This is a genomic window from Micromonospora sp. DT228, assembly GCF_049841595.1.
Classification (GTDB): Bacteria; Actinomycetota; Actinomycetes; order Mycobacteriales; family Micromonosporaceae; genus Micromonospora.
In genome coordinates this window covers 238851-263383 of record NZ_JBNCKO010000006.1, presented here as the reverse complement: position 1 = coordinate 263383, position 24533 = coordinate 238851, and the positions used below count along the sequence as shown (strand labels likewise).

At 73.0% G+C, this 24533-nt stretch carries 17 protein-coding genes and 1 pseudogene; 12 read left to right on the top strand and 6 right to left on the bottom strand.

Annotated features, from left to right (window positions below):
* Nucleotides 1–13: 13 nt before the first annotated feature.
* The 4 genes from ACLQ29_RS15360 (at nt 14) to ACLQ29_RS15345 (ending at nt 3769) form a co-directional block, all read left to right on the top strand.
* Nucleotides 14–763: a methyltransferase domain-containing protein gene (locus ACLQ29_RS15360; protein WP_393363421.1), complete on the top strand. Its 750-nt coding sequence runs from the start codon at nt 14–16 to the stop codon at nt 761–763.
* Nucleotides 760–1932 carry an alkaline phosphatase family protein gene (locus tag ACLQ29_RS15355; RefSeq protein WP_425772218.1) on the top strand — a complete coding sequence of 391 codons (1173 nt, stop codon included), beginning with the start codon at nt 760–762 and terminating at the stop codon, nt 1930–1932. Before ACLQ29_RS15360 ends, ACLQ29_RS15355 begins: the two co-directional genes overlap by 4 nt.
* Nucleotides 1933–1994: 62 nt before the next feature.
* A complete protein-coding gene (locus tag ACLQ29_RS15350) occupies nt 1995–3254 on the top strand; it encodes a DNA polymerase IV (protein ID WP_425772217.1) in 1260 nt (419 codons plus the stop codon).
* A gap of 116 nt (nt 3255–3370) precedes the next feature.
* On the top strand, nt 3371–3769 hold the full coding sequence (locus ACLQ29_RS15345; RefSeq protein ID WP_110564093.1) for a DUF3040 domain-containing protein: 399 nt from the start codon (nt 3371–3373) through the stop codon (nt 3767–3769).
* Between the two features lie 610 nt (nt 3770–4379).
* Here the strand turns inward: ACLQ29_RS15345 and ACLQ29_RS15340 are convergent.
* The 3 genes from ACLQ29_RS15340 to ACLQ29_RS15330 are packed head-to-tail and all read right to left on the bottom strand — an operon-like array spanning nt 4380 to nt 9226.
* Nucleotides 4380–6857: a transglutaminaseTgpA domain-containing protein gene (locus ACLQ29_RS15340; RefSeq protein WP_425772216.1), complete on the bottom strand. Its 2478-nt coding sequence runs from the start codon at nt 6855–6857 to the stop codon at nt 4380–4382.
* Between the two features lie 16 nt (nt 6858–6873).
* Nucleotides 6874–8172, bottom strand: coding sequence for a DUF58 domain-containing protein (locus ACLQ29_RS15335; RefSeq protein WP_393363410.1), 1299 nt, complete (start codon nt 8170–8172; stop codon nt 6874–6876).
* A gap of 1 nt (nt 8173) precedes the next feature.
* Complete coding sequence (locus ACLQ29_RS15330; RefSeq protein WP_387197722.1) at nt 8174–9226, bottom strand: AAA family ATPase; 1053 nt, start codon at nt 9224–9226, stop codon at nt 8174–8176.
* A 402-nt stretch (nt 9227–9628) separates the two neighbouring features.
* On the opposite strand from ACLQ29_RS15330, the gene leuS reads away from it, so the two are divergent.
* Nucleotides 9629–12469, top strand: a complete 2841-nt coding sequence (gene leuS, locus ACLQ29_RS15325) for a leucine--tRNA ligase (RefSeq protein WP_425772215.1) — start codon at nt 9629–9631, stop codon at nt 12467–12469.
* 190 nt (nt 12470–12659) lie between these two features.
* On the opposite strand, the gene ACLQ29_RS15320 is transcribed toward leuS, so the two are convergent.
* The 3 genes from ACLQ29_RS15320 to ACLQ29_RS15310 are packed head-to-tail and all read right to left on the bottom strand — an operon-like array spanning nt 12660 to nt 15296.
* Entirely contained in the window at nt 12660–13343 is a 684-nt protein-coding gene (locus ACLQ29_RS15320; RefSeq protein ID WP_425772214.1) for a TVP38/TMEM64 family protein, read from the bottom strand.
* Nucleotides 13340–14059: a type 1 glutamine amidotransferase gene (locus ACLQ29_RS15315; protein ID WP_393363398.1), complete on the bottom strand. Its 720-nt coding sequence runs from the start codon at nt 14057–14059 to the stop codon at nt 13340–13342. Before ACLQ29_RS15315 ends, ACLQ29_RS15320 begins: the two co-directional genes overlap by 4 nt.
* Nucleotides 14049–15296, bottom strand: coding sequence for a MurT ligase domain-containing protein (locus tag ACLQ29_RS15310; RefSeq protein WP_393364511.1), 1248 nt, complete (start codon nt 15294–15296; stop codon nt 14049–14051). The genes ACLQ29_RS15315 and ACLQ29_RS15310 overlap by 11 nt, the downstream gene beginning before the upstream one ends.
* A gap of 355 nt (nt 15297–15651) precedes the next feature.
* On the opposite strand from ACLQ29_RS15310, the gene mraZ reads away from it, so the two are divergent.
* The 7 genes and pseudogenes from mraZ to mraY all read left to right on the top strand — a co-directional run bounded on the left by mraZ (nt 15652) and on the right by mraY (nt 24331).
* Nucleotides 15652–16083 (top strand): division/cell wall cluster transcriptional repressor MraZ, encoded by a 432-nt coding sequence (gene mraZ, locus ACLQ29_RS15305; RefSeq protein ID WP_425772213.1) that lies wholly within the window; start codon nt 15652–15654, stop codon nt 16081–16083.
* Nucleotides 16084–16288: 205 nt separating this feature from the next.
* A pseudogene (rsmH, locus tag ACLQ29_RS15300) lies at nt 16289–17398 on the top strand (16S rRNA (cytosine(1402)-N(4))-methyltransferase RsmH).
* Entirely contained in the window at nt 17388–17993 is a 606-nt protein-coding gene (locus ACLQ29_RS15295) for a hypothetical protein (RefSeq protein ID WP_393363393.1), read from the top strand. Before rsmH ends, ACLQ29_RS15295 begins: the two are co-directional and overlap by 11 nt.
* A gap of 3 nt (nt 17994–17996) precedes the next feature.
* Entirely contained in the window at nt 17997–20201 is a 2205-nt protein-coding gene (locus ACLQ29_RS15290; protein WP_425772212.1) for a peptidoglycan D,D-transpeptidase FtsI family protein, read from the top strand.
* A 91-nt stretch (nt 20202–20292) separates the two neighbouring features.
* A complete protein-coding gene (locus ACLQ29_RS15285; RefSeq protein WP_425772211.1) occupies nt 20293–21816 on the top strand; it encodes a UDP-N-acetylmuramoyl-L-alanyl-D-glutamate--2,6-diaminopimelate ligase in 1524 nt (507 codons plus the stop codon).
* A complete protein-coding gene (locus ACLQ29_RS15280) occupies nt 21813–23210 on the top strand; it encodes a UDP-N-acetylmuramoyl-tripeptide--D-alanyl-D-alanine ligase (RefSeq protein ID WP_425772210.1) in 1398 nt (465 codons plus the stop codon). The genes ACLQ29_RS15285 and ACLQ29_RS15280 overlap by 4 nt, the downstream gene beginning before the upstream one ends.
* Nucleotides 23207–24331, top strand: coding sequence for a phospho-N-acetylmuramoyl-pentapeptide-transferase (gene mraY / locus ACLQ29_RS15275; RefSeq protein WP_425772209.1), 1125 nt, complete (start codon nt 23207–23209; stop codon nt 24329–24331). Before ACLQ29_RS15280 ends, mraY begins: the two co-directional genes overlap by 4 nt.
* Nucleotides 24332–24533 lie beyond the last annotated feature (202 nt).

Below are 24533 nucleotides of genomic sequence, written 5' to 3'. Positions count from 1 at the left end.
TAGGCTCGTCCGGGTGGAGCAGACCCGAGGCCGGTTCGCCGGGCCGCCGCTGACACCCCGTACCGCCGTGATCTGGTCGGTGCTCCGCGCCGAGCTGGACCGGCGCGGCGACGCCGAGCTGACAGTGCTCGACGTGGGCGGCGGCACCGGCGGTTTCGCCGTCCCGCTGGCCCGCGCCGGGCACCGGGTCACAGTTGTCGACGCCAGCCCCGACGCGCTGGCCGCGCTCACCCGTCGAGCCGCCGAGGCCGGGGTGGCCGACCGGATCGCCGCCGTGCAGGGCGACGGTGACGCTCTCGCCGGGCTGGTCGAGCCGGCCGGCGTCGACCTGGTGCTCTGCCACGCCGTGCTGGAGGTGGTCGACGACCCGACGCCCGTGGTGTCCGCGCTGGCCACCGCGCTGCGTCCCGGCGGCGCGGCAAGTGTCCTGGTGGCCGGCCGGGCCGCCGCCGTGCTGGGCCGGGCGATGAACGGGCACCTGGACGTGGCGACCGCCCTGGCCGCCGATCCGGCCGGCACCGCCGGGCCGCGCGACACGCTGCGCCGGCGTTACGACGCCCCCGGCGCCGCCGCGCTGCTCGGCGCCGCCGGGCTGGTCGTCGAGGAGATCCACGGGGTACGCGTGCTGGCCGACCTGCTGCCGGCCGCGGTCGCCGACGGGCAGTCCGCCGCGGTGGTCGAGCTGGAACGCGCGTTGGCCGCCCAACCGCCGTACCGGGATCTGGCCGCCCAACTGCACCTGTTCGCCCGCCGCCCCGCATGATCGCCGCCGCGGACGGCACGCCGGCGCCGCTGGCGGTCCTCGGGCCGGACCACGGCGGCGGCCGTCTCGCCGACGTGCTGCCCAGCGCGCTCGCCGTGCTGGGCGTGCCCGGCGCGGCCGACCCGCTCGGGCTGGCCCCCACGCTGGCCGGGGTACGCCGGATCGCCGTGCTGCTCGTCGACGGGCTCGGCTGGTACCAGCTGCCGACCGCCGCCCCGTACGCGCCGACGCTCGCCGGGCTCGCCGCGACGGCGGGCCGGCCGCTCCTCGCCGGTTTCCCGTCCACCACCCCGACCAGCCTGGTGTCGCTGGGCACCGGCGTGGCGCCCGGCGCGCACGGGGTGCTCGGCTTCACCGTGCGGGTGCCCGGCACCGACCGGGTGCTCACCCACACCGACTGGGCCGGAGATCCGTCGCCGCTGAGCTGGCAGCCGGTGACCACCCAGTTGGAGCGCGCCCGCGCCGCCGGCGTGACGACGACTGTGGTGAGTCGGCCGGAGTTCGGCGGCAGCGGGCTGACCCTGGCCGCCAACCGGGGTGGCGACTTCCGGGGCGCCGCCGGCGGGGACGCGGTGGCCGCCGCCATGCTGGCCGCGCTGGCCGCAGGCGTCGGGCCGACGCTGGTCTCCGGCTACCACGCCGACCTGGACCGGCACGGCCACCTCAGCGGCGTCGACTCGGCGCCCTGGCGGGTCGCCGCCACCGAGGTGGACGCGCTTGTCGCCCGACTTGTCGACGGGCTCCCACCGGACGCGGCGCTGCTGGTGACCGCCGACCACGGCCAGCTCGACATTCCCGCCGCGCACCGCTTCGACCTGGACACCGACCCCCGGCTGCGCGACGGGATCCGGGTGGTCGCCGGTGAGGCCCGGGTGCGGTACCTGCACGTCGCGCCCGGCGCGCTCGACGACGTGGTGGCCACCTGGTCGACGGTGCTCGGCGACGCCGCGCGGGTGCAGACCAGAGACGAGGTGGTGGCCACCGGCTGGTTCGGGCCGGTGCCCGAGGAACACCTCGCCCGGATCGGCGACGTGGTGGTGACCTGCAACGCCACCTACGCGGTCATGGCCAGCCGCACCGAGCGGCCGATGGCGTCGAAGCTGGTGGCTTACCACGGGTCGGACACCGCCGCCGAGCTGACCGTCCCGCTGCTGGTCGTCCGCGGCTGACCGGGGTACGGTCCGGCCCGCCGGCGGCTGGTGGTGTCGTACCTCCGGGTTAACCTGCCGGGATGGGCCGAAGTCAGTCGTTGCCCCGGGGCGGGGATCCGCGCTTCGGGCCGGATGCCGACGACTCCGGCAGCCCGATCCTGCACGTCGACATGGACGCCTTCTTCGCCGCCGTCGAGGTGCGCCGCCGCCCGGAGCTGCGCGGCCGGCCGGTCATCGTCGGCGGTGTGGGGCCGCGCGGGGTGGTCAGCTCGGCCAGCTACGAGGCCCGCCGCTACGGCGTCCGCAGCGCGATGCCGACCAGCCAGGCTCGGGCGCGCTGCCCGCACGCGGTCTACCTGCCACCGGAGTTCAGCGCCTACACGGCCGCCTCCCGGGCGGTGATGCAGATCTTCCGGGACGTCACCCCGCTCGTCGAGCCGCTCTCCCTCGACGAGGCGTTCCTCGACGTGAGCGGCGCCCGCCGGCTCTTCGGCTCGCCGGCCGCCATCGCCCGGCTGATCCGCCGGCGGGTCGCCGAGGAGCAGGCGCTCACCTGTTCGGTAGGGGTGGCGCCGAGCAAGTTCGTGGCCAAGCTCGGCTCCACCCGGGCCAAGCCGGACGGCCTGCTGGTGGTGCCCTCGGGGCAGGTGCTCGACTTCCTGCACCCGCTGCCGGTGGACGCGCTCTGGGGGGTGGGGGAGCGGGCCGCCGAGTCGCTGCGCAGGCTGGGCCTGGCGACCGTCGGCGACCTCGCCGAGGCCCCGCTGGGCATGCTCCGCAAGGCGGTCGGCGCGGCGTCGGCGACCCACCTGCACGAGCTGGCCTGGGGACGGGACTCGCGCCGGGTCACCCCGGAGCACGTCGACAAGTCGATCGGCGCCGAGGTGACCTTCGACGTCGACGTGGCCGACCCACTGGAGATCCGCCGCGCGTTGCTCGCGCTCAGCGCCAAGGTCGGCGTCCGGTTACGCGGCTCCGGGCAGGTCGGGCGCACCGTCGCCCTCAAGGTGCGGCTGGCCGACTTCCGGACCGTCAGCCGTTCCCGCACCCTCGACGTGCCCACCGACACCGCCCGCGAGATGTTCGACACGGTCTGGGCGCTCTACACCGCACTCGACCCGGGCGAGCGGATCCGGCTCGTCGGTGTCCGGGTGGAGGGGCTCGCCGCGGCACGGGGCGCGCCCCGGCAGCTCACCCTCGGCGCGCCCGAGCGCGGTTGGCGGGAAGCGGAAGCTGCCGCCGACGCCGCCGCTGCCCGATTCGGGCGGTCCGTCATAGGTCCGGCCAGTCTGATGGGCGACCGTGACGCTCACCGGAAGGAAAATCCACCCCACCCGTAGGTCGTCCCGCTTTCCGACGCGCGAGCCCCCTCGTAGACTTGCGGGTAAGCAGCCGGATGGCTGCCACGGTCTGTCGGCCCGAGTGGGCCCGACCAACGTGACCGGGGAGGAGTGCCGTGCCGCTCTCGGAGCACGAGCAGCGGCTGTTCGAGCAGATCGAGCGGTCGCTTGCCGAGGACCCCAAATTCGCCTCGGCCGTGCGCGCCAGCGATCCGCGCTTCCATGCGCGGCGTCGCCTGCTCGTCGCCGCCGGCGTCATCATCGCTGGCCTGGCTCTACTGGTCTACGGGGCGGTGATCAAGACTCCACCGCTGGCGGTGGCGGGCTTTGTCGTCATGCTGGCCTCGGCCGCGTATGCGGTGCAGTCGCACCGGCGAGCGCAGTCACCCGACCTGCACGTGGTGGGCGGCACGACAAGTCGTCGTCGTCCCCGCGGTGGCCGGTCCGGTCGCCGGTCGTCGATCCTGGACCGCATGGAGGACAGGTGGCGGCAGCGCCCGGAGGGGCACCGCTGAGTCGGTCCCGCCGCTGAGGCGGGCCGAACGCCGCGACGAGCGGGTCGCCGGGCACAGCCCCGGCGACCTCCGTCATATCCGCGCGCCCTCCTCCACCGCTGCCCGCAGCGCCTCGCGCGTGCCTCGAACCCGCCTGGCCTTGCTCAAGTGCAGCGCCCCGCTCGTGCGTCAGAACCCGCGTGGCTTGCCCAAGCGTCGGGACCTGCCTGGCCTTGCTCAAGCGTCGGGACCTGCCTGGCCTTGCTCAAGCGTCGGGATCTGCCTGGCCTTGATCAGGTGATGAAAAGTAGGTCTGGCGAGCCTCTGAGCCCTACTTTTCATCACCTGATCAAGGAGTCGGCGGGGACCCGGATGCGGTGAGGGACCCGGAGGCGGCGGCACGCCTGATGTGGCGGGCCTGGCCGCCGGGCGGGGCGGACTGTCGGCTCGGGCGGGGCCGCCCGTCGGATCGAGCGGCGGGGTGGGCCGGGCTGTGTCCGGCGGGGTGGCGGTTCGAGCGGCGCGGCGCGGCGGCGCGGATCGGGCGGAGCGGGGCGAGGTGGGCTCGGGCGGGGTGGCGGTTGGTGGACCGCCACCCCGGCTCCGAACGGGCGTTGCTCAGCCGGCCAGGTCAGCGGGCCGCTCGGTCCGCCAACAGCCGTCGAGGGTTCCAGCGCAGCAACCGGTACCGGGCTCGCCCGGTCAGCGCCACCATCCGGCCGGACGCGTCCGCCATGGAGGTCCGCCACCGCAGCAGCACCGACGGCGGCAACACGGCGGCGACCAGGCGGGTGCGGCGGTCGGCCCGTGCGGCGAGCGCCCCGCGGACCTCGCGTAGCGCCGGCGGCAACCGCTCACCGGTGAGCGGGTCCCGTGCGTAACGGGCCCGTTCCTCCGCCTGTCCGAGCAGCCGCGCCGACCCGGTCGCGGCCGTGTCGTCGCCGAGGGTGTCCCGGACCAGCCGGTCCGCGGTCGCCCGGGGCGTCTCGGTCAGGTCGACCGGGACCCGGAAGTCCACCATGGTGTCGAGCAGTTCCGCCCAGGCGGCGTGTGCGTCAGCGCGGGCCCGGTCGGCGTCCACGCCGACCACCACCACCCGCGCCGCCGGATCGACACCGTCGCCGACGGCCGCCGTGGGGGCCACCGCGGCGCTCGCCGGCTGGCCACCCCGTCGGCGGCGCAGCGCCAGCCGCCGCAGCGCGGGAATGGCGAGCAGTGCCAGCAGGGCCAGCAGGCCCGCCGTCCACCACGGCCAGACCGGTGGCTGCTCGGCCGGCGTGGTACCGCCCAGGGACAGCCCGTCGTCGACGTCCCGGTCGGCGCTGTCCGGCCCGGCCGGACCGGCCGACGCCTCGGGGCCCGTCGGGGTGTCCGTGACGCCGGTGCCCGGTGTGGTCGGTTCCGGCGCGTCCGTGTCCGGTGCCCAGGCCGAGCGGGTGGACCCCGGCACCCCGTACGTCGGGGTGGCGTCGAACGGCACCCAGCCGACCCCGTCGAAGTAGACCTCGGTCCAGGCGTGCAGGTTGAGGTTCGTCAGCGTGAACGTGTCACCGTCGCGCTTGCTGCCGTTGGTGAACCCGAACGCCACCCGCGCCGGGATGCCCGCCGAACGGACCAGCCAGGCCATCGCGGCGGCGTACTGCTGGCAGTAGCCGACCTTGTTGGTGAGGAAGTTGACGATGTCCTGGCCGCTGCTGCCGCTCTCGGTGCTCAACCGGTAGCTGAACCCGTTGTCCGCCGAGAAGTGCTTGTAGATCGCCAACACCCGGTCGTAGTCGGTGCGCTTGTCCTGGATCAGTCCCTTGACCAGCTCCTCCACCTCGGGCACCGGCCCCGGGGTGGCGGTCATCTGCCGGCGTAACGGGTGGTCGGTCGGCAGCGATTGGGTGGCCCGCAGCGTCGTCGGCGTGTAGGTCGAGCGGACGTAGTCGAAGGAGTACTTCCGGCCCCGGGAGTTTTCCCGGTTGGAGAAGACGACCTGCTGGTTGGGGTCGTAGAGCCAGTTGCCGCTGAGGTCCTCGGCGCGGATCGGCTCGGCGTACACCGGCATGAGCGACATGCTCAGGCTCTTGGTGACCTCGACGGTCGCCCGGTAGGTGGTGTGCTGCACACCGGGGCGGACCCGCTCGGCCGGGTTGGGCAGGTCCCGGTTGACCGCTCGGCCGGCCGGGTTGCGTGCCTGGAAACCGGTCGGGCGCAGCTCGTCGGCGACCGCGTAGCGCAGGTAGAACGGGTCGGGTTCGGAAGTGGTGACCTTGACCAGCTCGGCCACCTGGGACTGGTTGAGCTGACCGGCGAGCGAGGCGAACAGGTCGATCCGACCCGACGTGCCGCCCGAACCGGGCCCGTTGCCGCTGCCGTTGCCCGGACCTCGACTGAGGGAGTCGAGGAGCCCGCCGCTCATGCCGGGCACCGCCAACGGCAGCGCCACGGCCAGCACCACCCCGATCACCGCGAGCCGACGGCCGGCCGACGCCAGCGGCGAGGCCTCCCACACGTCGACGTCGCGGCCGTCGCCGGTGAACCGGCGCCCGAACCTGCGGACCCGGTCGACGTTGTCGGTGACCAGCAGCCAGAGGTAACCGGCGGCGCCCACCACGAACGGCGTCGCGGGGACGCTGTTCACATAGACGGCGACCGGCACCGAGTAGATGGCGAGCATCGGCAGCCCCGCCAGCGCGGGCCGGCGCAGCCCCACCGCGAGGACATCCACGAGTACGGCGACCGCGCCGACGCCGAGCACGGCGATGAACAGCAGCGGGTCGGTGTCCGGGACCTCGACTCCGTACGAGCGCATGTCCTGCATGGAGCCGCTGAGCAGGTCGTTGAAGTGCGCGAACGTGCTCGGCGTGGGCAGGACGGCGAGCAGTTCCTGGTTACTGGGGAACAGCCAGGTCAGGGCGAGGACCAACCCGGCCAGCATGCCCAGCACCTGACCCCACAGTGGTGCCCGGACGAGCCTGGTCAGCGCGGCCGCCCCGGCCACCACGGCGACCGTGATGACCGACTGGACGAGCCACGTCCAGCTCTGGAAGATGGCCGACAGCGGCGCGGCGGCCAGCAGCGTGGCCGTGGCCGCCACCAGGCCGATGTTCCGACTGGCGATCATGAGGGGACCCTTCCGTTCATCGCACGCCGCCGGCGACCGTCTCCGCCAGCGCCGCGCGTAGGGCGAAGCCCTGGGAGCCCCGGCCGGTCTGCGGCCACAGCGCCGGCAGTCGGGCGCCGTGGTCGACGCCGACGACGCGCCAGCCACTCTGCAACATGGCGAGGACGGCGGCAGCGTGCGCGTGTTCGGCCTCGGCCCGGGCCTTCTCCGGCAGGCTGAGCCAGGTGGAGCTGTTCAGGAGGAAACCGATGCAGGTGGCGCCGTTGCCCCGGAGCCCGGCCAGCAGCTCGGCCTCGGCCACGCTCACCGTGCCGAACAGCCCGATGATCAACCCGCCGTCGGCGCGCTGGCGGACCCGCTGCACGAGACCTGCCACGTCGGCGCGCTGATCCAGGCGCACCTCCGCGAGATGGTCGAGCAACGCACCGTCACCGCCGGCCTCCGACGCGTCCACGTCGACGCCCGAGCCACTGACCAGGCGCAGCTTGTAGCCGGCCTGGCGGAGGTGGACGGCGACGCTCGCGGCGGCGGAGACGGCCCACTCGAAACTGGCGGTCGGCCCCTCGCCGCGGTGGCCGTACGCCCGGGTGTCCAGGACGACTGTCGCGCGGCTCTCCCACGGCTGCTCCTCGCGGCGCACCATCAGCTCGCCGGTGCGCGCGGTGGACTTCCAGTGCACCCGGCGCAGGTCGTCGCCGCGCCGGTACTCCCGGGTCGCCGCGTCGTCCTCGCCGTGCACCGCCACCGACCGGGCCCGGCTGTCGCCGCTGCCCGCGTACTCCCCGGGGAGCCGGACCGACGGCAGCGGAGCGACCTGCGGGATGACCGTCAGGTGGTCGGTGCTGGGGAAGGACCGGGTGAGCTCGCAGAGGCCGAACGGGTCGGTTATCCGGACCACGAGCGGACCCACGTCGTACCGGCCCCGCACGTCGGCCCGCACGGTGTACGCCACGGAACTGGCCTGGTGCGCGCCGAGCCGCTCCAGCACCACCCGGGGCCGGCTGCCCAGCGCGTAGGGCAACCGGTCCTCCAGCAGGAGGGTGCCGGTCGGTAACCGGGACAGGTTTTGCAGACGCAGCACCACCCGGGAATTGGCGCCGACCGGAACCCGATGCGGGTCCAGGGACCGGTTGCAGGCCAGCTTGTAACGGCTGCGCCCGACGTAGGCCGCGGCCAGCAACGGCAGGACGGCCAACAGCACCGCCACCCGGAGCAGGTCCTTCTCGCCGAGGATGCCGGACGAGAGCGCCGCCGCGACCGCGGCGGCGAGGAAGGAGCGCCCGCGGGTGGTCAGCCCGCGCAGCCCGGCACGCACGTCATGGCCTCCGCGGCTCGTAGGGCGCGCGGCCGTTGCCGGAAGCGGGCCGGGTGTCGTACTGGTTGCGCTGCCGGTCGTGCGGCAGCGGCAGGCGGTGCACCAGCTCCGAGACGATCGCGTCGGTGGTGCGCCGGGCGAGCTGCGCGTCGGCGGTCGGGATGATCCGGTGGGCGAGCACCGGCACCGCCAGGGCCTGCAGGTCGTCGGGGAGGACGTAGTCGCGGCCCTCCAGGGCGGCGACCGCGCGGGCGGTGCGCAGTAGCTGCAGGGTGGCTCGGGGGGAGGCGCCGAGCCGCAGGTCGGGGGCCTCGCGGGTGGCGGTGACCAGGTCGATCGCGTACTGCTTGACCGCGTCCGCGACGTGCACCTGCCGGACGGTGGCGATGAGCTGCCGGACGATGTCCGCGTCGGAGACCGCGCGCAGCTCGTTCAGCGGGTCGGTGGCACCGTGGCCGTCGAGCATGGCCAGCTCGGCGTTGGCGTCCGGGTAGCCCATCGCGATGCGGGCGGTGAACCTGTCGCGCTGCGCCTCGGGCAGCGGGTAGGTCCCCTCCATCTCGATCGGGTTCTGGGTGGCGATGACCATGAACGGGGTCTGGAGCTGGTACGTCACCCCGTCGACGGTGACCTGACGCTCCTCCATGCACTCCAGCAGCGCCGACTGGGTCTTCGGCGAGGCCCGGTTGATCTCGTCGCCGACCACCAGGTTGGCGAAGACGGCACCCGGGCGGAACTCGAAGTCGTGCGTCTCCTGGTTGTAGACGCTGACCCCGGTGACGTCGCTGGGCAGCAGGTCGGGGGTGAACTGGATCCGTCGTACCGTGCAGTCGATGGACCGCGCGAGCGCCTTGGCCAGCTTGGTCTTGCCGACACCGGGAACGTCTTCGATCAGGAGGTGACCCTCGGCGAGCAACACGGCCAGGGCGAGCCGCACGGTGGCGGTCTTACCCTCGATGACCTGCTCGATGTTGGCCACGATGGCCTCGCTGGCGGCGCGGAACTCGTCGTGCGGCAGTAGGCCGCCAACCTCGTCCCAGGTCTGTTGTGTCACGGGCCTCCTCCTCGTCGCCGTCACGGCAGCTCTGTAGAGAGCACCTGGACCCGCCGTTGGGTTCGCGACGTCGAGCCTCGTTTGCCGCAGGATTCTCACTAGCCTCTCAGGCTAACCATGTTTGTCGTTATCGCCGACCCCCGCAGGTAGTCCGTCGGTTACGCCCCGATATTCGCCACCTCGGGGGACCCGGCCCGGCGTACCCCTGCGGCCGGCGGGGCGGGCCGCCGACGCGGTACACTGCCGAACATGGCCGGAGTCTTCCTGCTTCTTACCGGGCCGTGCTGATGCGCTGAAGGCGCGACAGCACGGCGGCCCCTCCTGTGCGAGGGGCATTTTTGTGCCCGCCGCCGGCCCGGCCCGGCGCCGCCGAGACGAAGCGAAGCGAAGCGAGGAGAGACGATGAGTGAGGCAGCCGCACCGGCGGGCGACATTCCCCCGTTCCGGTACACCGCGGCCCTGGCCGACGAGATCGAGATCCGTTGGCAGGACACCTGGGCGCGCGAGGGCACCTTCCACGCACCGAACCCGACCGGCCCGCTGGCCGACCCGACCCACCCCCGCGCCGGCGCGGAGAAGCTGTACGTGCTGGACATGTTCCCGTACCCGTCCGGCGCCGGCCTGCACGTCGGCCACCCGCTGGGCTACATCGGCACCGACTGCTACGCCCGCTACCAGCGGATGGCCGGCCGCAACGTGCTGCACGCGATGGGCTTCGACGCGTTCGGCCTGCCCGCCGAGCAGTACGCGGTGCAGACCGGCACCCACCCCCGGACCACCACCGTGGCGAACATCGAGCGGTACAAGACGCAGCTGCGCCGGCTGGGGCTGGCACACGACGAGCGCCGCTCGGTGGCCACCATCGACACCGACTTCTACCGCTGGACCCAGTGGATCTTCCTGCAGATCTTCAACTCCTGGTACGACGGCGACGCCGGCCGGGCCCGCCCGATCGCCGAGCTGATCGCCGAGTTCGAGGGCGGTAACCGACCCACCCCGGACGGCCGGGCCTGGGCCGAGCTGAGCGTCGCCGAGCGCCGCCAGGTCGTCGACGACCACCGCCTGGCGTACGTCTCCGAGGCCCCGGTCAACTGGTGCCCCGGGCTGGGCACCGTGCTGGCCAACGAGGAGGTCACCGCCGACGGTCGCTCCGACCGGGGCAACTTCCCGGTCTTCAAGCGCAACCTGAAGCAGTGGAAGATGCGGATCACCGCGTACGGTGACCGGCTGCTGGACGACCTGGACACCCTGGACTGGCCCGAGCCGATCAAGCTGATGCAGCGCAACTGGATCGGCCGCTCCACCGGCGCCCACATCGACTTCCCGACCGAGCAGGCGCCGGTGCGGGTGTTCACGACCCGCCCGGACACCGTCTTCGGCGCCACCTACATGGTGCTGGCGCCCGAGCACGAGCTGGTCGACGCGCTGACTCCGGACGCGTGGCCGGACGACGCGAGGGACGCCTGGACCGGCGGGCACGCCAACCCCCGGGCCGCCGTCGAGGCGTACCGCAAGGCGGCGGCGGCCAAGACCGACGTCGAGCGGCAGTCCGACACCAAGGAGAAGACAGGCGTCTTCATCGGCGCGTACGCCACCAACCCGGTCACCGGCGCGCAGATCCCGATCTTCATCGCCGACTACGTGCTGGCCGGCTACGGCACCGGCGCGATCATGGCGGTGCCGGCGCAGGACGAACGCGACTGGGCGTTCGCGGAGGTCTTCGAGCTGCCCATCGTGCGTACCGTGCAGCCGGCGGAGGGCTTCGACGGCAAGGCGTACACCGGGGACGGCCCGGCGATCAACAGCGCCGCGCCCGAACGCGGCCTGGACCTGAACGGCCTGGGGGTCGCCGACGCCAAGGCGGCGATCATCGCCTGGCTGGAGGCGAACGGGCACGGCACCGGCGCGGTGACCTACCGGCTGCGCGACTGGCTGTTCTCCCGCCAGCGTTACTGGGGTGAGCCGTTCCCGATCGTCTACGACGAGACCGGCGCGGCCATCGCCCTGCCGGAGGAGATGCTGCCGGTCGAGCTGCCGGAGGTGGACGACTTCTCCCCGAAGACGTTCGCCGCCGACGACGCGAACAGCAACCCGGAGACCCCGCTGTCGCGCCGGCGCGACTGGGTCGAGGTCGAGCTGGACCTGGGTGACGGGCCGAAGCGCTACACCCGGGAAACCAACGTGATGCCGCAGTGGGCCGGCTCCTGCTGGTACGAGCTGCGCTACCTGGACCCGACGAACAGCGGGCGGTTCGTCGACGCGGAGAACGAGCGCTACTGGATGGGCCCGCAGCGCGAGGGTGACTGCGGGGGCACCGACCTGTACGTCGGCGGCGCCGAGCACGCCGTGCTGCACCTGCTGTACGCGCGGTTCTGGCACAAGGTGCTGTTCGACCTGGGCCACGTGTCGTCGTTCGAGCCGTTCCGCAAGCTGTTCAACCAGGGCATGATCCAGGCGTACGCGTACACCGACTCGCGCGGCAGCTACGTGCAGGCCGAGGAGGTCATGGAGCGCGACGGCGCCTACTATCTGGGCGACCTGGCGGTCAACCGCGAGTACGGCAAGATGGGCAAGTCACTGAAGAACGTGGTGACCCCCGACGACATGTGCGCCGCGTACGGCGCCGACACCTTCCGGGTGTACGAGATGTCGATGGGCCCGCTGGAGGTGTCCCGACCCTGGGAGACCCGGGCGGTGGTCGGCTCGTACCGGTTCCTGCAGCGGGTCTGGCGGGCCGTCGTCGACGAGCAGACCGGCGCGCTGCGGATCACCGAGGATCCGGCCGACGAGGCGACCCGCCGGCTGCTGCACAGGGTGATCGACGGGGTCCGTGGCGACATGGACGGCATCCGGTTCAACACCGCGATCGCCAAGCTGATCCAGCTGACCAACGGGCTGACCGGGCTGTCGGCGACGCCGCGCGAGGTGGCCGAGCCGCTGGTGCTGATGGTGGCGCCGTTCGCCCCGCACCTGGCCGAGGAGCTGTGGCGCAAGCTGGGCCACGACACCTCGCTGACGTACGCGGACTTCCCGACCGCCGACCCGGCGCTGCTGGTGGCCGACACGGTGACCTATCCGGTGCAGGTCAACGGCAAGGTCCGTGGCCGCATCGAGGTGCCCGCCGACGCCGCCGAGGAGGTCGTCCGCGCGGCGGCCCTGGAGGCGGTGGCCGCGAGCCTGGCCGGCAAGGAACCCCGCAAGGTCATCGTCGTCAAGGGCCGAATGGTCTCGGTGGTGGCGTAACTCACCCCTCGCCCCTCGCCCCTCACCCCCGCGATCTTGCACTTTCGGTCCCTGTTTTGCCCTCTCGCGGGCGGTATGTCGGGACAGGAACTGCAAGATCGCGGGGATCAGAGGGTCAGCGCCGCCTGGACCACGGCGCCCCCGCCGGACAGGGGCTCCTCGGCCGGGCTGACGGTTGGCTCGGGCACGGTCAGACCGGCATGGAGCGGCGGGCTCGCTCGGCACGCCACCACCGGTAGATCAGCACCCCGCTGGCGATGAGGCCGAGGCTGGCCGGGGCGGCGGCGTACCAGTTGATGTGGCCGGGTGAGCTGACCGACGCGCCGATCGCCGCGTAGCCGAAGGCGGTCGGCGCGGAGGCGATCACGCTTCCGGCCAGGAACGGCAGCACCCGGGCGCCGGTCGTGCCGTAGCCGTAGCTGACCAGCCCGAAGCCGGCGATCGGCAGCAGTCGGACGGTGACCACACCGACCACGCTCTGCCGGGCGAACCAGCCGTCGAGGCGGGCCAGGCGGCCACGGACCCTGTCGGCCACGAACTCCCGGCCGAGCAGCCGGCCGACCGTGAACCCGATCGCCGCGGCCACCAGCGCGGCGCCGAGGGCGTACGCGGCGCCCTCCAACGGGCCGAAGATCGCACCCGCGGCGAGCGTGACGAAGGTCCGGGGGACCAGGGCGACCAGCAGCAGCGCGCCGCCGAGGACGGCCGCCACCGGGGCGAGGTCGCCCAGTCGGTCGGCCAGCAGCGGCAGTTGCTCCGGATCGGGTCGGGGCGCCAGGAGCAGCAGCAGCCCGCAGCCGCCGATCAGCAGCACGAGCAGGGCGAACCGGGCGGCCGACGGCTGCCGGAGCAGCCGCCGGACGGCACGGATCATGCCCGGGCGACGGCCACCGCGGAGCGGCGCTCGTTGCGGAGCCGGTCCGACCAGGTGTCGTCCAACGGCGGGAGTTGGTGAGCCCCGGTGGCCCAGCGCAGCAGCAGGTCGGCCAGGGCGGGGTTGCGGGCCAGCGCCGGCCCGTGTGAGTAGGTGCCCAGCAGCTTGCCGCGCCACGCGCCCTCGGTGGCGCCGTTGTTGCCCACCCCGGCGGTGACCCGGGCCAGCGGCGAGACCTCCGGGCCGAGGTGGGTCCGGCCGCCGTGGTTCTCGAAACCGGTGAGCGGGGGCAGCCCCAGGCGGGGGTCGATCTCGCCGGCCAGCTCGCCCACGGCCCGGCTCTCGCCCCGGTCCGACTGCAGGTCGAGCAGCTCCAGGCCGCGGCACTGCACGCCCTTGGCGAAGAACGAGGCGCCGAGCAGTTGGTAGCCGGCACAGACCCCGAACACCACCGAGCCCTGCGCGACGGCGCGGTGCAGGCCGCCGTCGGCGAGGAGCCGCTGGGCGCCGAGCGCCTGCGGGCCGTCCTCGCCGCCGCCGACCAGGTAGATGTCGGCGGTCGCGGGCAGCCGCTGGTCGGAGCGGACCTCCAGCACCTCGACAGGCATCCCGCGCTGACGGGCCCGGCGGGCGAGGATCAGGGCGTTGCCCCGGTCTCCGTAGGTGGAGAGCAGGTCGGGGTAGATCCAGACGATGCGCAGACTCTCAGATGACACGGTCCAACTCCGCTCGGATGTCCTGGAACGCGGTGTAGTTCGCGATGACCTCCAGCCGCCCGGGCGGGACCGACCGGAGTGCGTCGTCGAACGTGCGGACGTGCTGGAACGGCACGTCGTTGACGTCCAGTCGGACCGCCAGGTCGTATGCCCGGTCACCGGTGATCAACACCTGCCGGCCGCGGAGCGGGGCGAAGTCGACGTCGTAGAGCCAGGAGGTGTCGAGGCCGTCCGGGTCGCGCGCGTTTATGGAGAGCAGGGTCGGTGCGTCGTCGGCCATGTCGAACGCCTCCAGCCAGCTGGCCGGGTTCTTCGCCAGCAGCAGCCGGATGTTGCGCCCGTCCTTGTCGACCTGCGCGTAGCGACCGGCCACCGAGGTGACGATGCCGAGGCGGGACACCGCGTCGACCGGGCGGACGCCGAACTCGGCGGCCACCGCCAGCGCGGTCGCCGCGTTGCCGAGGTTGACCTTGCCGGGCAGTTGGAGGGAGACCTTGTGCCAGGCGCCGGTGGGGTCGAGCACCCCCTCGTCCTCGACGACCCAGTGCGGCTCGGGTCGGCGCAGCGGGCAGCCGGTGCACCACCACTGCTCGCCGGAGCGCTGGATGGTGGAGCCGCACTCCGGGCAGACCCAGGAGTCGTCGTGCCAGCGCTGACCGGCACTGAACCAGGTCACGTGCGGCGGGTTGATGCCCTGGGCGGGATCGCCGGGCGGGGTGGCCGCCCAGACCACAAGCGGGTCGTCGGCGTTCGCCACCACCCGGACATTCGTGTGCCGGACCAGCGCCGCACGCCAGAGCTGCGCCATCATGGCGACCTCCTTGGCGCGGTCGAGCTGGTCGCGGGAGAGGTTGAGCAGCGCGACCACGTGCGGCTCGGTCGCCTCGAGGACCTGGGCGAGGTAGTGCTCGTCCACCTCCAGCACCGCGTACGGGGTGCTGCCGGCCTTGGCCAGTGCCGAGGTGTGCCCGCTGGGCATGTTGGCGCCGAACGAGTTGGTGGCGACCCGGCCGAGCACGCCGACCGCGGCGGAGGTCAACCGGGTGGTGGTGGTCTTGCCGTTGGTGCCGGAGACGAGCGCGATCGCACGCCCGGCCGACAGGTGGGCCAGCAGGTCCGGGTCGATCTTCAGGCCGATCCACCCGCCGATCACCGAACCGTCGCCACGGCCGGCCGCCCGGGAGAGCGCCGCGGCGGTCCGTGACACGGAGCTGGCCACCTTGGCCCGTAGGGGCATTTTCGCGTCCGTCACGCGAGCGAGGTTACCGGACCGCCAGCCCCGCCAGATCGCCGCCGACGGTGAACCGTTCGGCCGTGGTGGCGGCGCGGGCGGCCGGGAGGACCTCCACCGGACGGAGTCGATCTATGTCGGAAAGCGGACCACGCCGGCCGGCCGGCGCGGCCCTCCACTCCGCTCCACCCCTTGTGACGTGCTGTTTTGTCGCCGGATCGGACACGCCACGCGGGCGAATCTGGTTGCAGGTGGAGGGAAGTGGAGTAGAGTGGGGACCAATGGTGAGGCCGGGAGGGCTCACCGGCCCGGGGGGTCAGCGGCGCCGCGAACGCCGCTCAGGGGCGAGGGGGTTGGGCCGGTGTTTCTCGGCACCCACACTCCACGCCTGGACGAAAAGGGCCGGTTGATCCTTCCGGCCAAGTTTCGGGATGAGCTGGCGGGGGGTGTCGTGGTCACCAAAGGGCAGGAGCGCTGCCTCTACGTCTTCCCGACCCCTGAGTTCCAGCGGATCGCGGACCAGTTGCGCGCGCAGCCGATGACGCACAAGGCGGCCCGGGCCTACAGTCGGGTCTTCTTCGCCAGCGCGCACGACGAGGTTCCGGACAAGCAGGGTCGGGTAACCATCCCGGCCCACCTGCGGACGTACGCCGCGCTGGACCGCGACCTGGTGGTGATCGGCGCGAGCACGCGGGTGGAGATCTGGGACAAGGCAGCCTGGGAGACCTACCTCGCCGACAGCGAGGACGACTTCGCCGACATCTCGGAGGGGGTGCTGCCCGGCGGTCTGTAGGGCGGAACGGCGCCCGACGTACTGCGAGATCTCCAGCCGCTTTCGAGTTCCTGGCACCCCTTCCCCGGTGCCAGGCGCACGATCCAGTCATCGGGCGACGGTCCGGTGTCCGGCGGGAGCGGATGGGGATCTGGCGGTACGACGGCAGCGCCGTCCGACGACAGGCGCACGAGGAGAACGGACGTTTCAACCAGTGGGGGTCAACATGGGGGAGTTGCGCGGCACGCACGTGCCGGTGCTGCTCGAGCGGTGTCTTGAGCTGCTGGCCCCCGCGCTGGGTCGAGGCGGCCGGACGGTCCACGTCGACGCGACGCTCGGCCTGGCCGGGCACGCCGAGGCGGTGCTCGAGGCGCACCCGGAGACGGTCCTGATCGGGCTCGACCGGGACACCGAGGCGCTCGCTCACGCGCGGGTCCGGCTGGCCCGGTTCGCCGATCGGGTGCATCTGGAGCACGCCGTCTACGACGAGTTGCCCGAGGTGTTGGACCGGCTGGGCTATCCGGGCATCGACGGCGTCCTGTTCGACCTGGGTGTGTCGTCGTTGCAGTTGGACGCGCCCGACCGCGGGTTCGCGTACGCCCAGGACGCGCCACTGGACATGCGGATGGACCAGACCCGGGGGGTGACCGCCGAAGAGGTGGTCAACACCTACACGCATCCGGACCTGGCCCGGGTGCTGCGGGTCTACGGCGAGGAGAAGTTCGCCGGCCGGATCGCCTCGGCGATCCTGCGGGAGCGGGAACGCGGCCGGATCACCTCGTCCGCGCGGTTGGCGGAGCTGGTCCGGGAGTCCATTCCGGCACCAGCCCGACGAACGGGTGGGCACCCGGCAAAGAGAACGTTTCAGGCTTTACGGATCGAGGTAAACAGAGAGCTGGCGGCGCTGGAGTCAGCGCTGCCATCCGCGCTCGACGCACTGACCGTGGGCGGTCGCATGGTGGTCCTGTCCTACCACTCCCTGGAGGACAGGCTCACCAAGGTGGCGCTCGCGGACCGGGTCCGCAGTAAGGGCCCGGTCGACCTCCCGGTCGAGCTTCCCGGGTCGGGTCCGACGTTCCGGCTGCTCAGCCGGGGCGCCGAACTGCCCGGGGAGGCGGAGGTCGCCGCGAACCCGCGCGCCGCCTCGGTGCGGCTGCGGGCCGCGGAGCGACTCGACCCGAACGCGACAGAGCAGGGGCGGACCGACCGCGAACGGTCTCGCCGACGGGTGAAGGGAATGCACCAACCGGGCACGGGGTCCGCCTGATCCGTGGGGGGTCAGGGGCACCGGGACGGCAGAGGGACGGACGTTGAGGGGGAGGGACATGAACATTGACAAGCGCGGCCGCCGGGACGTCACCGGCGGCGGGCAGCGCGCACCGCGGTCGGGGGGCCGGACCGCGGCGGAGCGGGCTCCGCGCCTCGGAAACGGTACGCCACGCATCGATCGAGTGAACCAGCAGGGGGAGACTCGCGCCCGGGGGGCGCGCGAGTTCCCGACCGAGGGCGCCGCCGCGCTGCGGCCGGTCGAGAAGGCCGCCGGGGCCACCGGCGCCCGGTCGCCGCGGCTGCGGGTGGCGCCGCCGCCGCCGATCTCGGTGCCGCGTGCGCCGTTCGCGGCGCTGATCGTGGTGCTTGTGGTCGGTGGGGTGCTGGGCATCCTGGCGGTCAACACCAAGATCAATGAGAACGCGTTCCGGTTGGAGCGGCTGCAGCAGCAGCAGGCTCGACTGGACCTGGAGAAGCAGCAGTTGGACAAGCAGATCGCCGAGTACGAGGCGCCGGGCAACCTGACCGCCGAGGCGCGGCGGCTGGGCCTGGTGGACGCCGGCGAGCCGGGCTACATCCGGCTGCCGGACGGCAAGACCATCGGCGTGCCGCAGCCGGCCACCGGTAAGCCGTCGGTGACCAGCCAGGGTGCGGGAGGCTGACCGGTGCCACGAAGGTCGGACGAGCCGCGCCGGGACCCCACGGGGTCCCGGCGCGGTTCTTCGCGTGACGGCAGCCCCACCGACTCCGAGCCGCGCACCGGCGAGCCGGGCATCGGGGGCATCTCCGGCGCCCGCGCGTACACGCCACGGGGTCGGACCGTCCGCGACGAGCGCGGCACGCCGCCGCGCGGTGTGGGCGCCGAGCAACGGCGTACCCCGCGCAGCACCCGTTCCGGCGACCCGTTCCGGCCGGCGTTGCAGGTGCTCGACGGCGGCCGGGCCGCCGCCCGGGCCGGTCGCCGCGACGCCCCGGCCGCCGGGCGGGGCGGCGTGGTGCGCACCGTCGCGCCGCGTACCCCCCGTGGGCCGGGCGTCGACGAGCCGCCGCCGCGCCGACGGACCACACCGCGCGCGCCACGCCGCGCCGAGCGCCCGGCGGCCCGGCGGCCGTCCCGCAAGCCACCGCGCCCGCCGAAGCTCGCCGACTCGCGGCTGCGGCTGCGGCTGGGCACCGCCCTCGCCCTGACGTTGTTCGTGACCATCGGGATCCGGCTGATCTTCCTCCAGACCGTCGACGCCCCGGCGTACGCCGGCGGTGGCGTCGTCGACCGCACCCGCACCGTCGAACTGCCGGCGCCGCGGGGCGCGATCTACGACTACCGGGGTGAGCCGCTGGCGCGCAGCGTCGAGGCGCGGTACGTGTTCGCCGACCCCACGAAGGTCGAGGACCCGGCCGCCACCGCCAAGGCGCTCTCCCCGCTGCTCGCCATCCCGGCGTCGAAGCTCGTCGCGCTGATGAAGCCGCGCAAGCTGGACAACGGCAAGGAGTCCACGTTCGCCTACCTGGCCCGGGGGGTGGAGATCGCGACCGCCAAGCGGGTGCAGGCTCTGGAACTGCCCGGCATCGGGGTGCACCGCGACGAGCGTCGCGAGGTGCCCGGGGGTGACCTGGCGGCCAACCTGATCGGGTTCACCAGCCAGGACATGGTCGGGCTGGAAGGGCTGGAGGCTCGCTACGACGACGTGCTCGCCGGGCAGGACGGCCAGCGGCGCTACGAGGCCGGCCTCGGTGACCTCGCCGCGGCGATCCCGGGCGGCTACAGCCAGACCACCCTCGCCAAGCCGGGCAGCTCGCTGTGCCTCACCATCGATCGTGATCTGCAGTACCGGACGCAGCAGATCCTCAGCGCGGGCATGGCCCAGCTGCGGGGCGGCACCGGCGCGGCCGTGATCATGGAGATCCCCTCCGGCGCGGTGCTGGCCCAGGCCAGCAATCCCACCTACAGCGCGGCGAAGCCGACGGACAGCACCCCGGTCGAGCGGGAGGACGCGGCCACCAGCTTCATCGTCGATCCCGGTTCGGTGCACAAGGCGATCACCTACGGCGCGGCGCTGCAGGAGGGGGTGATCACCCCGGACACCACCCTGCCCATCGCCAACCGCATCAAGATGGGCGACACCTGGTTCTCCGACACGCACCCGGCCGGCGGCAAGCGGATGAGCATCCCCGGGATGCTCGCCTACTCGTCGAACGTCGGCGCCATCACCGTCGGCGAGAAGCTCGGCCGGGACCGGTTGATCGACTACCAGAAGCGGTTCGGGCTGGGCAAGCCGACCGGCGAGGGGATGCCGGGGGAGGCCGGCGGGCGACTGCTGCCGGCCGAGGAGTGGAGCGGATCGTCGGCCGGGTCGGTGCCGATCGGGCACAGCGTCGACGCCACCCCGTTGCAGATGGCCGCCGCGTACGCCGCGATCGCCAACAACGGCACCTACGTGCAGCCGCACCTGGTCAAGGAGGTGATCGGCCCGGACGGCAAGCGCACCGCGGCGCCCGCGCCGGTGACCCGGTCGGTGCTCAGCCCGCAGAACGCGGCGGCCCTGCGCAGCATGCTGGAGGCGGTCACCACGGTCGACCACGCCACCGGGCTCACCGCCGCGGTCCCCAGTTACCGGGTCGCCGGCAAGACCGGCACCGGCCTGCGGTTCGTCGACGGCAAGCAGCAGCCCGGCGAGGTGTCCTCCTTCATCGGCATGGCCCCCGCCGAGAACCCCCGGTACGTGATCGCCGTCTTCGTGTACGCGCCCAACTACGGGGGCGCGGCGATCGCCAATCCGGCGTTTCGCGACATGATGCAGTTCACCCTGCGTCACTATCGCGTGCCGCCGTCCACAGGTTCGGCACCCAAGTTCGTGGTCTATCCGCGCTGAGCAGCGGTGGCGGGACATCATCGGTGGGTGCCGACGAACCACCGGGGCGGCTGTACGGCCGGAACCGGACGACCGGGTAGGGTCTGACGCCGTGCCTGGCAATCCACGTCCACGTACCGTGACCGGAGTCCGGCTCGGTGACCTCGCCGTCCGGCTCGCCGTCGACCTCCCGGCGGACGACGCCGCGGTGACCGTCACCGGGGCGACCCACGCCAGCCAGGAGGTCCGCCCCGGCGACCTGTACGCGGCGCTGCCCGGTGCCCGTCGACACGGCGCGGAGTTCGCCGCCGGCGCTGCCCAGGCCGGCGCGGTGGCCCTGTTGACCGACCCGGCCGGCGCCGAGCTGGCGGCGGCGAGCGGTCTGCCCGCCCTGGTGGTGCCCGACCCCCGCGCGGTCCTCGGCGAGCTGGCCTCGGCGGTCTACGGCGACCCGACCGCCGCGCTCACCGTGATCGGCGTGACCGGCACCGCCGGCAAGACCTCCACCGCGTACCTGGTCGAGTCGGGGCTGCGGGCCGCCGGGCACACCACCGGGCTGATCGGCACCGTGGAGACCCGCCTCGGTGACCTGGTGATCGACAGCGTGCGCACCACCCCCGAGGCGACCGACCTGCACGCCATGCTGGCCACGGCCCGCGAGCGTGGGGTCACCGCCGTGGTCATGGAGGTCTCCAGCCACGCGCTGGCCATGGGCCGGGTGGGCGGTGTCCGGTTCGCGGTGGGGGGCTACACCAACTTCGGCTCCGACCATCTGGACTTCCACACCGACAGCGACGACTACTTCGCCGCGAAGGCCCAGCTCTTCGACGGGCGCTGCGCGGTCGAGGTGCTCAACCACGACGACCCGGCGTTGCAGCCGCTGCACAAGCCGGCCACCGTCACCTACTCGGCGGCCGGTGACCGGGGCGCGACCTGGTGGGCCGACGGCGTGGGCGGCGAGGGGTACGCCCAGCGGTTCACCGCGCACGGCCCGGACGGTGTGGTCCTGTCCACCGGGGTGGCGCTGCCCGGCCGGCACAACGTGGCAAACGCGCTGTTGGCCATCGCCGCGCTGGTGGGCGCCGGGGTGGACCCGGTGACCGCGGCGGCCGGCGTGGCCGCCTGCGGTGGCGTACCCGGCCGGTTGGAGCTGGTCGACAGCGTCGGGCCGGTGCGTGGGGTGGTCGACTACGCGCACAAGTCGGACGCGATCGTGGCCGTGCTGGCCGCGCTGCGTGAGCTGAGCGTCGGCCGGTTGATCTGTGTGATCGGCGCCGGCGGGGACCGGGACCGGGGCAAGCGGCCGGTGATGGGCGCGGCCGCCGCCGAGGGCGCCGACGTGGTGCTGGTGACCGACGACAACCCGCGTACCGAGGATCCGGCGGAGATCCGCGCCGAGGTGCTCGCCGGGGCGTACCGGGCCGGCGCGGCCGCCCGGATCATCGAGGTGTCCGGTCGGCGGGCCGCGATCGACGAGGCGGTTCGGCTGGCCGAGCCGGGCGACGTGATCGCGCTGCTCGGCAAGGGGCACGAGCGCGGCCAGGAGGTGGCGGGCGAGGTGTTTCCGTTCGACGACAGCGTCGAGCTGGCCGACGCGCTGCGGGCCCGCTTCGGAGACCTGGCGGGTCGGCGATGATCGCGCTGAGCCTGGCCGAGGTCGCCGCGGCGGTCGACGGGCGGCTGGTGGGCGCCGATCCGGCCGCCACCGTGACCGGTTCGGTGGAGTTCGACTCGCGCAAGGTGGGGCCCGGTTCGCTCTTCGTGGCCTTTCCGGGCGAGAAGGTCGACGGGCACGACTACGCGGTGACGGCGGTCCAGGCCGGGGCGGTGGCGGTGCTCGGCAGCCGCGAGGTGCCCGGGGTGCCGATGGTGCTCGTCGACGACGCCCTGACCGCGATGGGCCGGCTGGCCCGCGCCGCGGTGGACCGGCTGCCCGGGTTGACCGTGATCGGCGTGACCGGCTCGTCGGGCAAGACCACCACGAAGGATCTGATCGGTCAGCTCACCACCCGGCTCGGGGCCACGGTGGCGCCGCCCGGGTCGTTCAACAACGAGCTGGGGCACCCGTACACCGCGTTGCAGGCCGGGCCGGCCACCCGCTACCTGGTGATGGAGAAGGGCGCACGCGGGATCGGGCACGTCCGTTACCTGTGTGAGCTGGTGCCGCCCCGGATCTCCGTGGTGCTCAACGTCGGCACGTCGCACATCGGCGAGTTCGGCTCGCAGGAGGCCATCGCGCAGGCGAAGGGCGAGCTGGTCGAGGCCCTGCCGCCGGACGGGCTGGCCGTGCTGAACGCCGACGACCCGCGGGTGGACGCGATGGCGAGCCGGACGCGGGCCCGGGTGGTCCGCTACGGCGAGGCGTCGGACGCCGACGTGCGCGCCGAGGACGTCACGCTCGACGAGCGGGGACACCCGTCGTACACACTGGTCACCCCGGAGGGGCGTGCGCCGGTGCGGCTCGGGCTGGCCGGCCGGCACCAGGTCGGCAACACCCTCGCCGCGGCGGCGGTGGCCCGGGAGCTGGGCCTGCCGCTGACGGAGCTGGCGACGGCCCTCGGCGAGTTGGGGCTGGTGTCGACCCGCCGGATGGATGTCTTCGACCGCCCCGACGGGGTGACAGTCATCGATGACTCGTACAACGCCAACCCGGCCTCGATGGCGGTGGCGGTGCGGGCGCTGGCCAGCATCGGCCAGGGACGGCGTACCGTCGCGGTGCTTGGTTACATGGCCGAGCTGGGTCCGTTCGAGTACGACGGCCACGCCGAGGTCGGCCGACTCGCGGCCGAGCTGGGCGTCGACCGGCTGCTCGTGGTGGGCGAGCCGGCCGCGCCGATCCACGAAGGCGCGACAGCGGTAGCGAACTGGGGAGGAGAGTCGGTGCTGCTCACCGATCAGGCGGCGGCCGTCGAGGTGCTGCGGGGCGAGCTACGACCGGGCGATGTCGTCCTGGTCAAGGGCTCCCGGTACCGGACCTGGGAGGTGGCCGACGCCCTGCGCGCCGACACCGGTGGGGAGTCGACCCGATGAGGGCGGTCATCGTCGCCATCGGGGTGGCCTTCATCGTCTCGCTCTTCGGCACCCCCCTCGCGATCAAGGTGTTCACCAAGCTCAAGGCCGGTCAGCCGATCCGGTCCGACGGCCCCGCCATGCACCAGGGCAAGAAGGGCACGCCCACGATGGGTGGCGTGGTCTTCATCCTGGCCACGGTGATCGCGTACGTGGCCGGGCACCTGGCCCTGACCACCCTGCCGGACAAGCAGATCGCCCAGGTGGAGCCGACCATCACCGCGCTGGTGCTGCTGGGGCTGATGGTCTTCTCCGGCGCGGTCGGTTTCCTCGACGACTTCCTCAAGGTGCGCAAGCGCAACAGCGCCGGTCTGAACAAGCGCGGCAAGTTGCTCGGGCAGATCCTGGTCGGTGCGGTCTTCGGGGTGATCGCGCTGTGGTTCCCGAGCACGATGACCGACGGTTCGGGCGTGGCGACGAACACCGAGACGGTGGGCAGCACGACGCTGAGCTTCATCCGGGACATCGACTTCCTGGAGGTCAGCAAGGTCGGCGCGGTGATCATCTTCATCTTCGTGGTGATGGCCGCGACGAACGGCGTGAACCTCACCGACGGTCTGGACGGTCTGGCCACCGGCGCGTCGGTGATGGTGCTGGCCTCGTACGCGCTCATCGCGTTCTGGCAGTACCGGCACTGGTGCGCCGACCCGAACTACAAGCAGCCGTACTGCTACGAGGTCCGCGACCCGTTGGAGATCGCGCTCATCGCCGGGGCGGCGGCCGGGGCCTGTGTGGGCTTCCTCTGGTGGAACACGTCCCCGGCGCGGATCTTCATGGGTGACACCGGCGCGTTGGGGCTGGGCGGTCTGATCGCCGGCATGGCGATGTCGACCCGCACCATCCTGCTGCTGCCGATCATCGGTGGGCTCTTCGTGATCATCACGATGTCCGTGGTGATCCAGATCATCTCCTTCAAGACCACTGGCAAACGGGTGTTCCGAATGTCGCCACTCCAGCACCACTTCGAGCTGGCCGGCTGGAGTGAGGTGAACATCGTGGTGCGTTTCTGGATCATCGCCGGCATCGGCGTGGCCATCGCCCTGGGCCTGTTCTACAGCGAGTTCCTCGCCAACATGACCTGATCCGCGGGACGACACGCCCGGTGTGTCGTTGTGGGCCGCTCGGGCGCGTTCAGCGGTGATGATGTCGGGGTGGGGGAGGATCCAGGCACCGACGACAGGACAGCCGGCCGGCCGCGACGGTCACCGGGCGCGACGCGTACCGCGGCGGCCGGCGCGCCGCCGGACGACACGCGCGGCCCGGAACCGAATGCGACACCGCGCG

Bases quoted from the DNA above. Each gene is read 5' to 3' on its own strand.
- ACLQ29_RS15355 (WP_425772218.1), top strand. From the start codon at position 760: ATGATCGCCGCCGCGGACGGCACGCCGGCGCCGCTGGCGGTCCTCGGG.
- ACLQ29_RS15350 (WP_425772217.1), top strand. From the start codon at position 1,995: ATGGGCCGAAGTCAGTCGTTGCCCCGGGGCGGGGATCCGCGCTTCGGG.
- ACLQ29_RS15340 (WP_425772216.1), bottom strand. From the start codon at position 6,857: ATGATCGCCAGTCGGAACATCGGCCTGGTGGCGGCCACGGCCACGCTG.
- leuS (WP_425772215.1), top strand. From the start codon at position 9,629: ATGAGTGAGGCAGCCGCACCGGCGGGCGACATTCCCCCGTTCCGGTAC.
- ACLQ29_RS15320 (WP_425772214.1), bottom strand. From the start codon at position 13,343: ATGATCCGTGCCGTCCGGCGGCTGCTCCGGCAGCCGTCGGCCGCCCGG.
- ACLQ29_RS15310 (WP_393364511.1), bottom strand. From the start codon at position 15,296: ATGCCCCTACGGGCCAAGGTGGCCAGCTCCGTGTCACGGACCGCCGCG.
- ACLQ29_RS15295 (WP_393363393.1), top strand. From the start codon at position 17,388: ATGAACATTGACAAGCGCGGCCGCCGGGACGTCACCGGCGGCGGGCAG.
- ACLQ29_RS15280 (WP_425772210.1), top strand. From the start codon at position 21,813: ATGATCGCGCTGAGCCTGGCCGAGGTCGCCGCGGCGGTCGACGGGCGG.
- mraY (WP_425772209.1), top strand. From the start codon at position 23,207: ATGAGGGCGGTCATCGTCGCCATCGGGGTGGCCTTCATCGTCTCGCTC.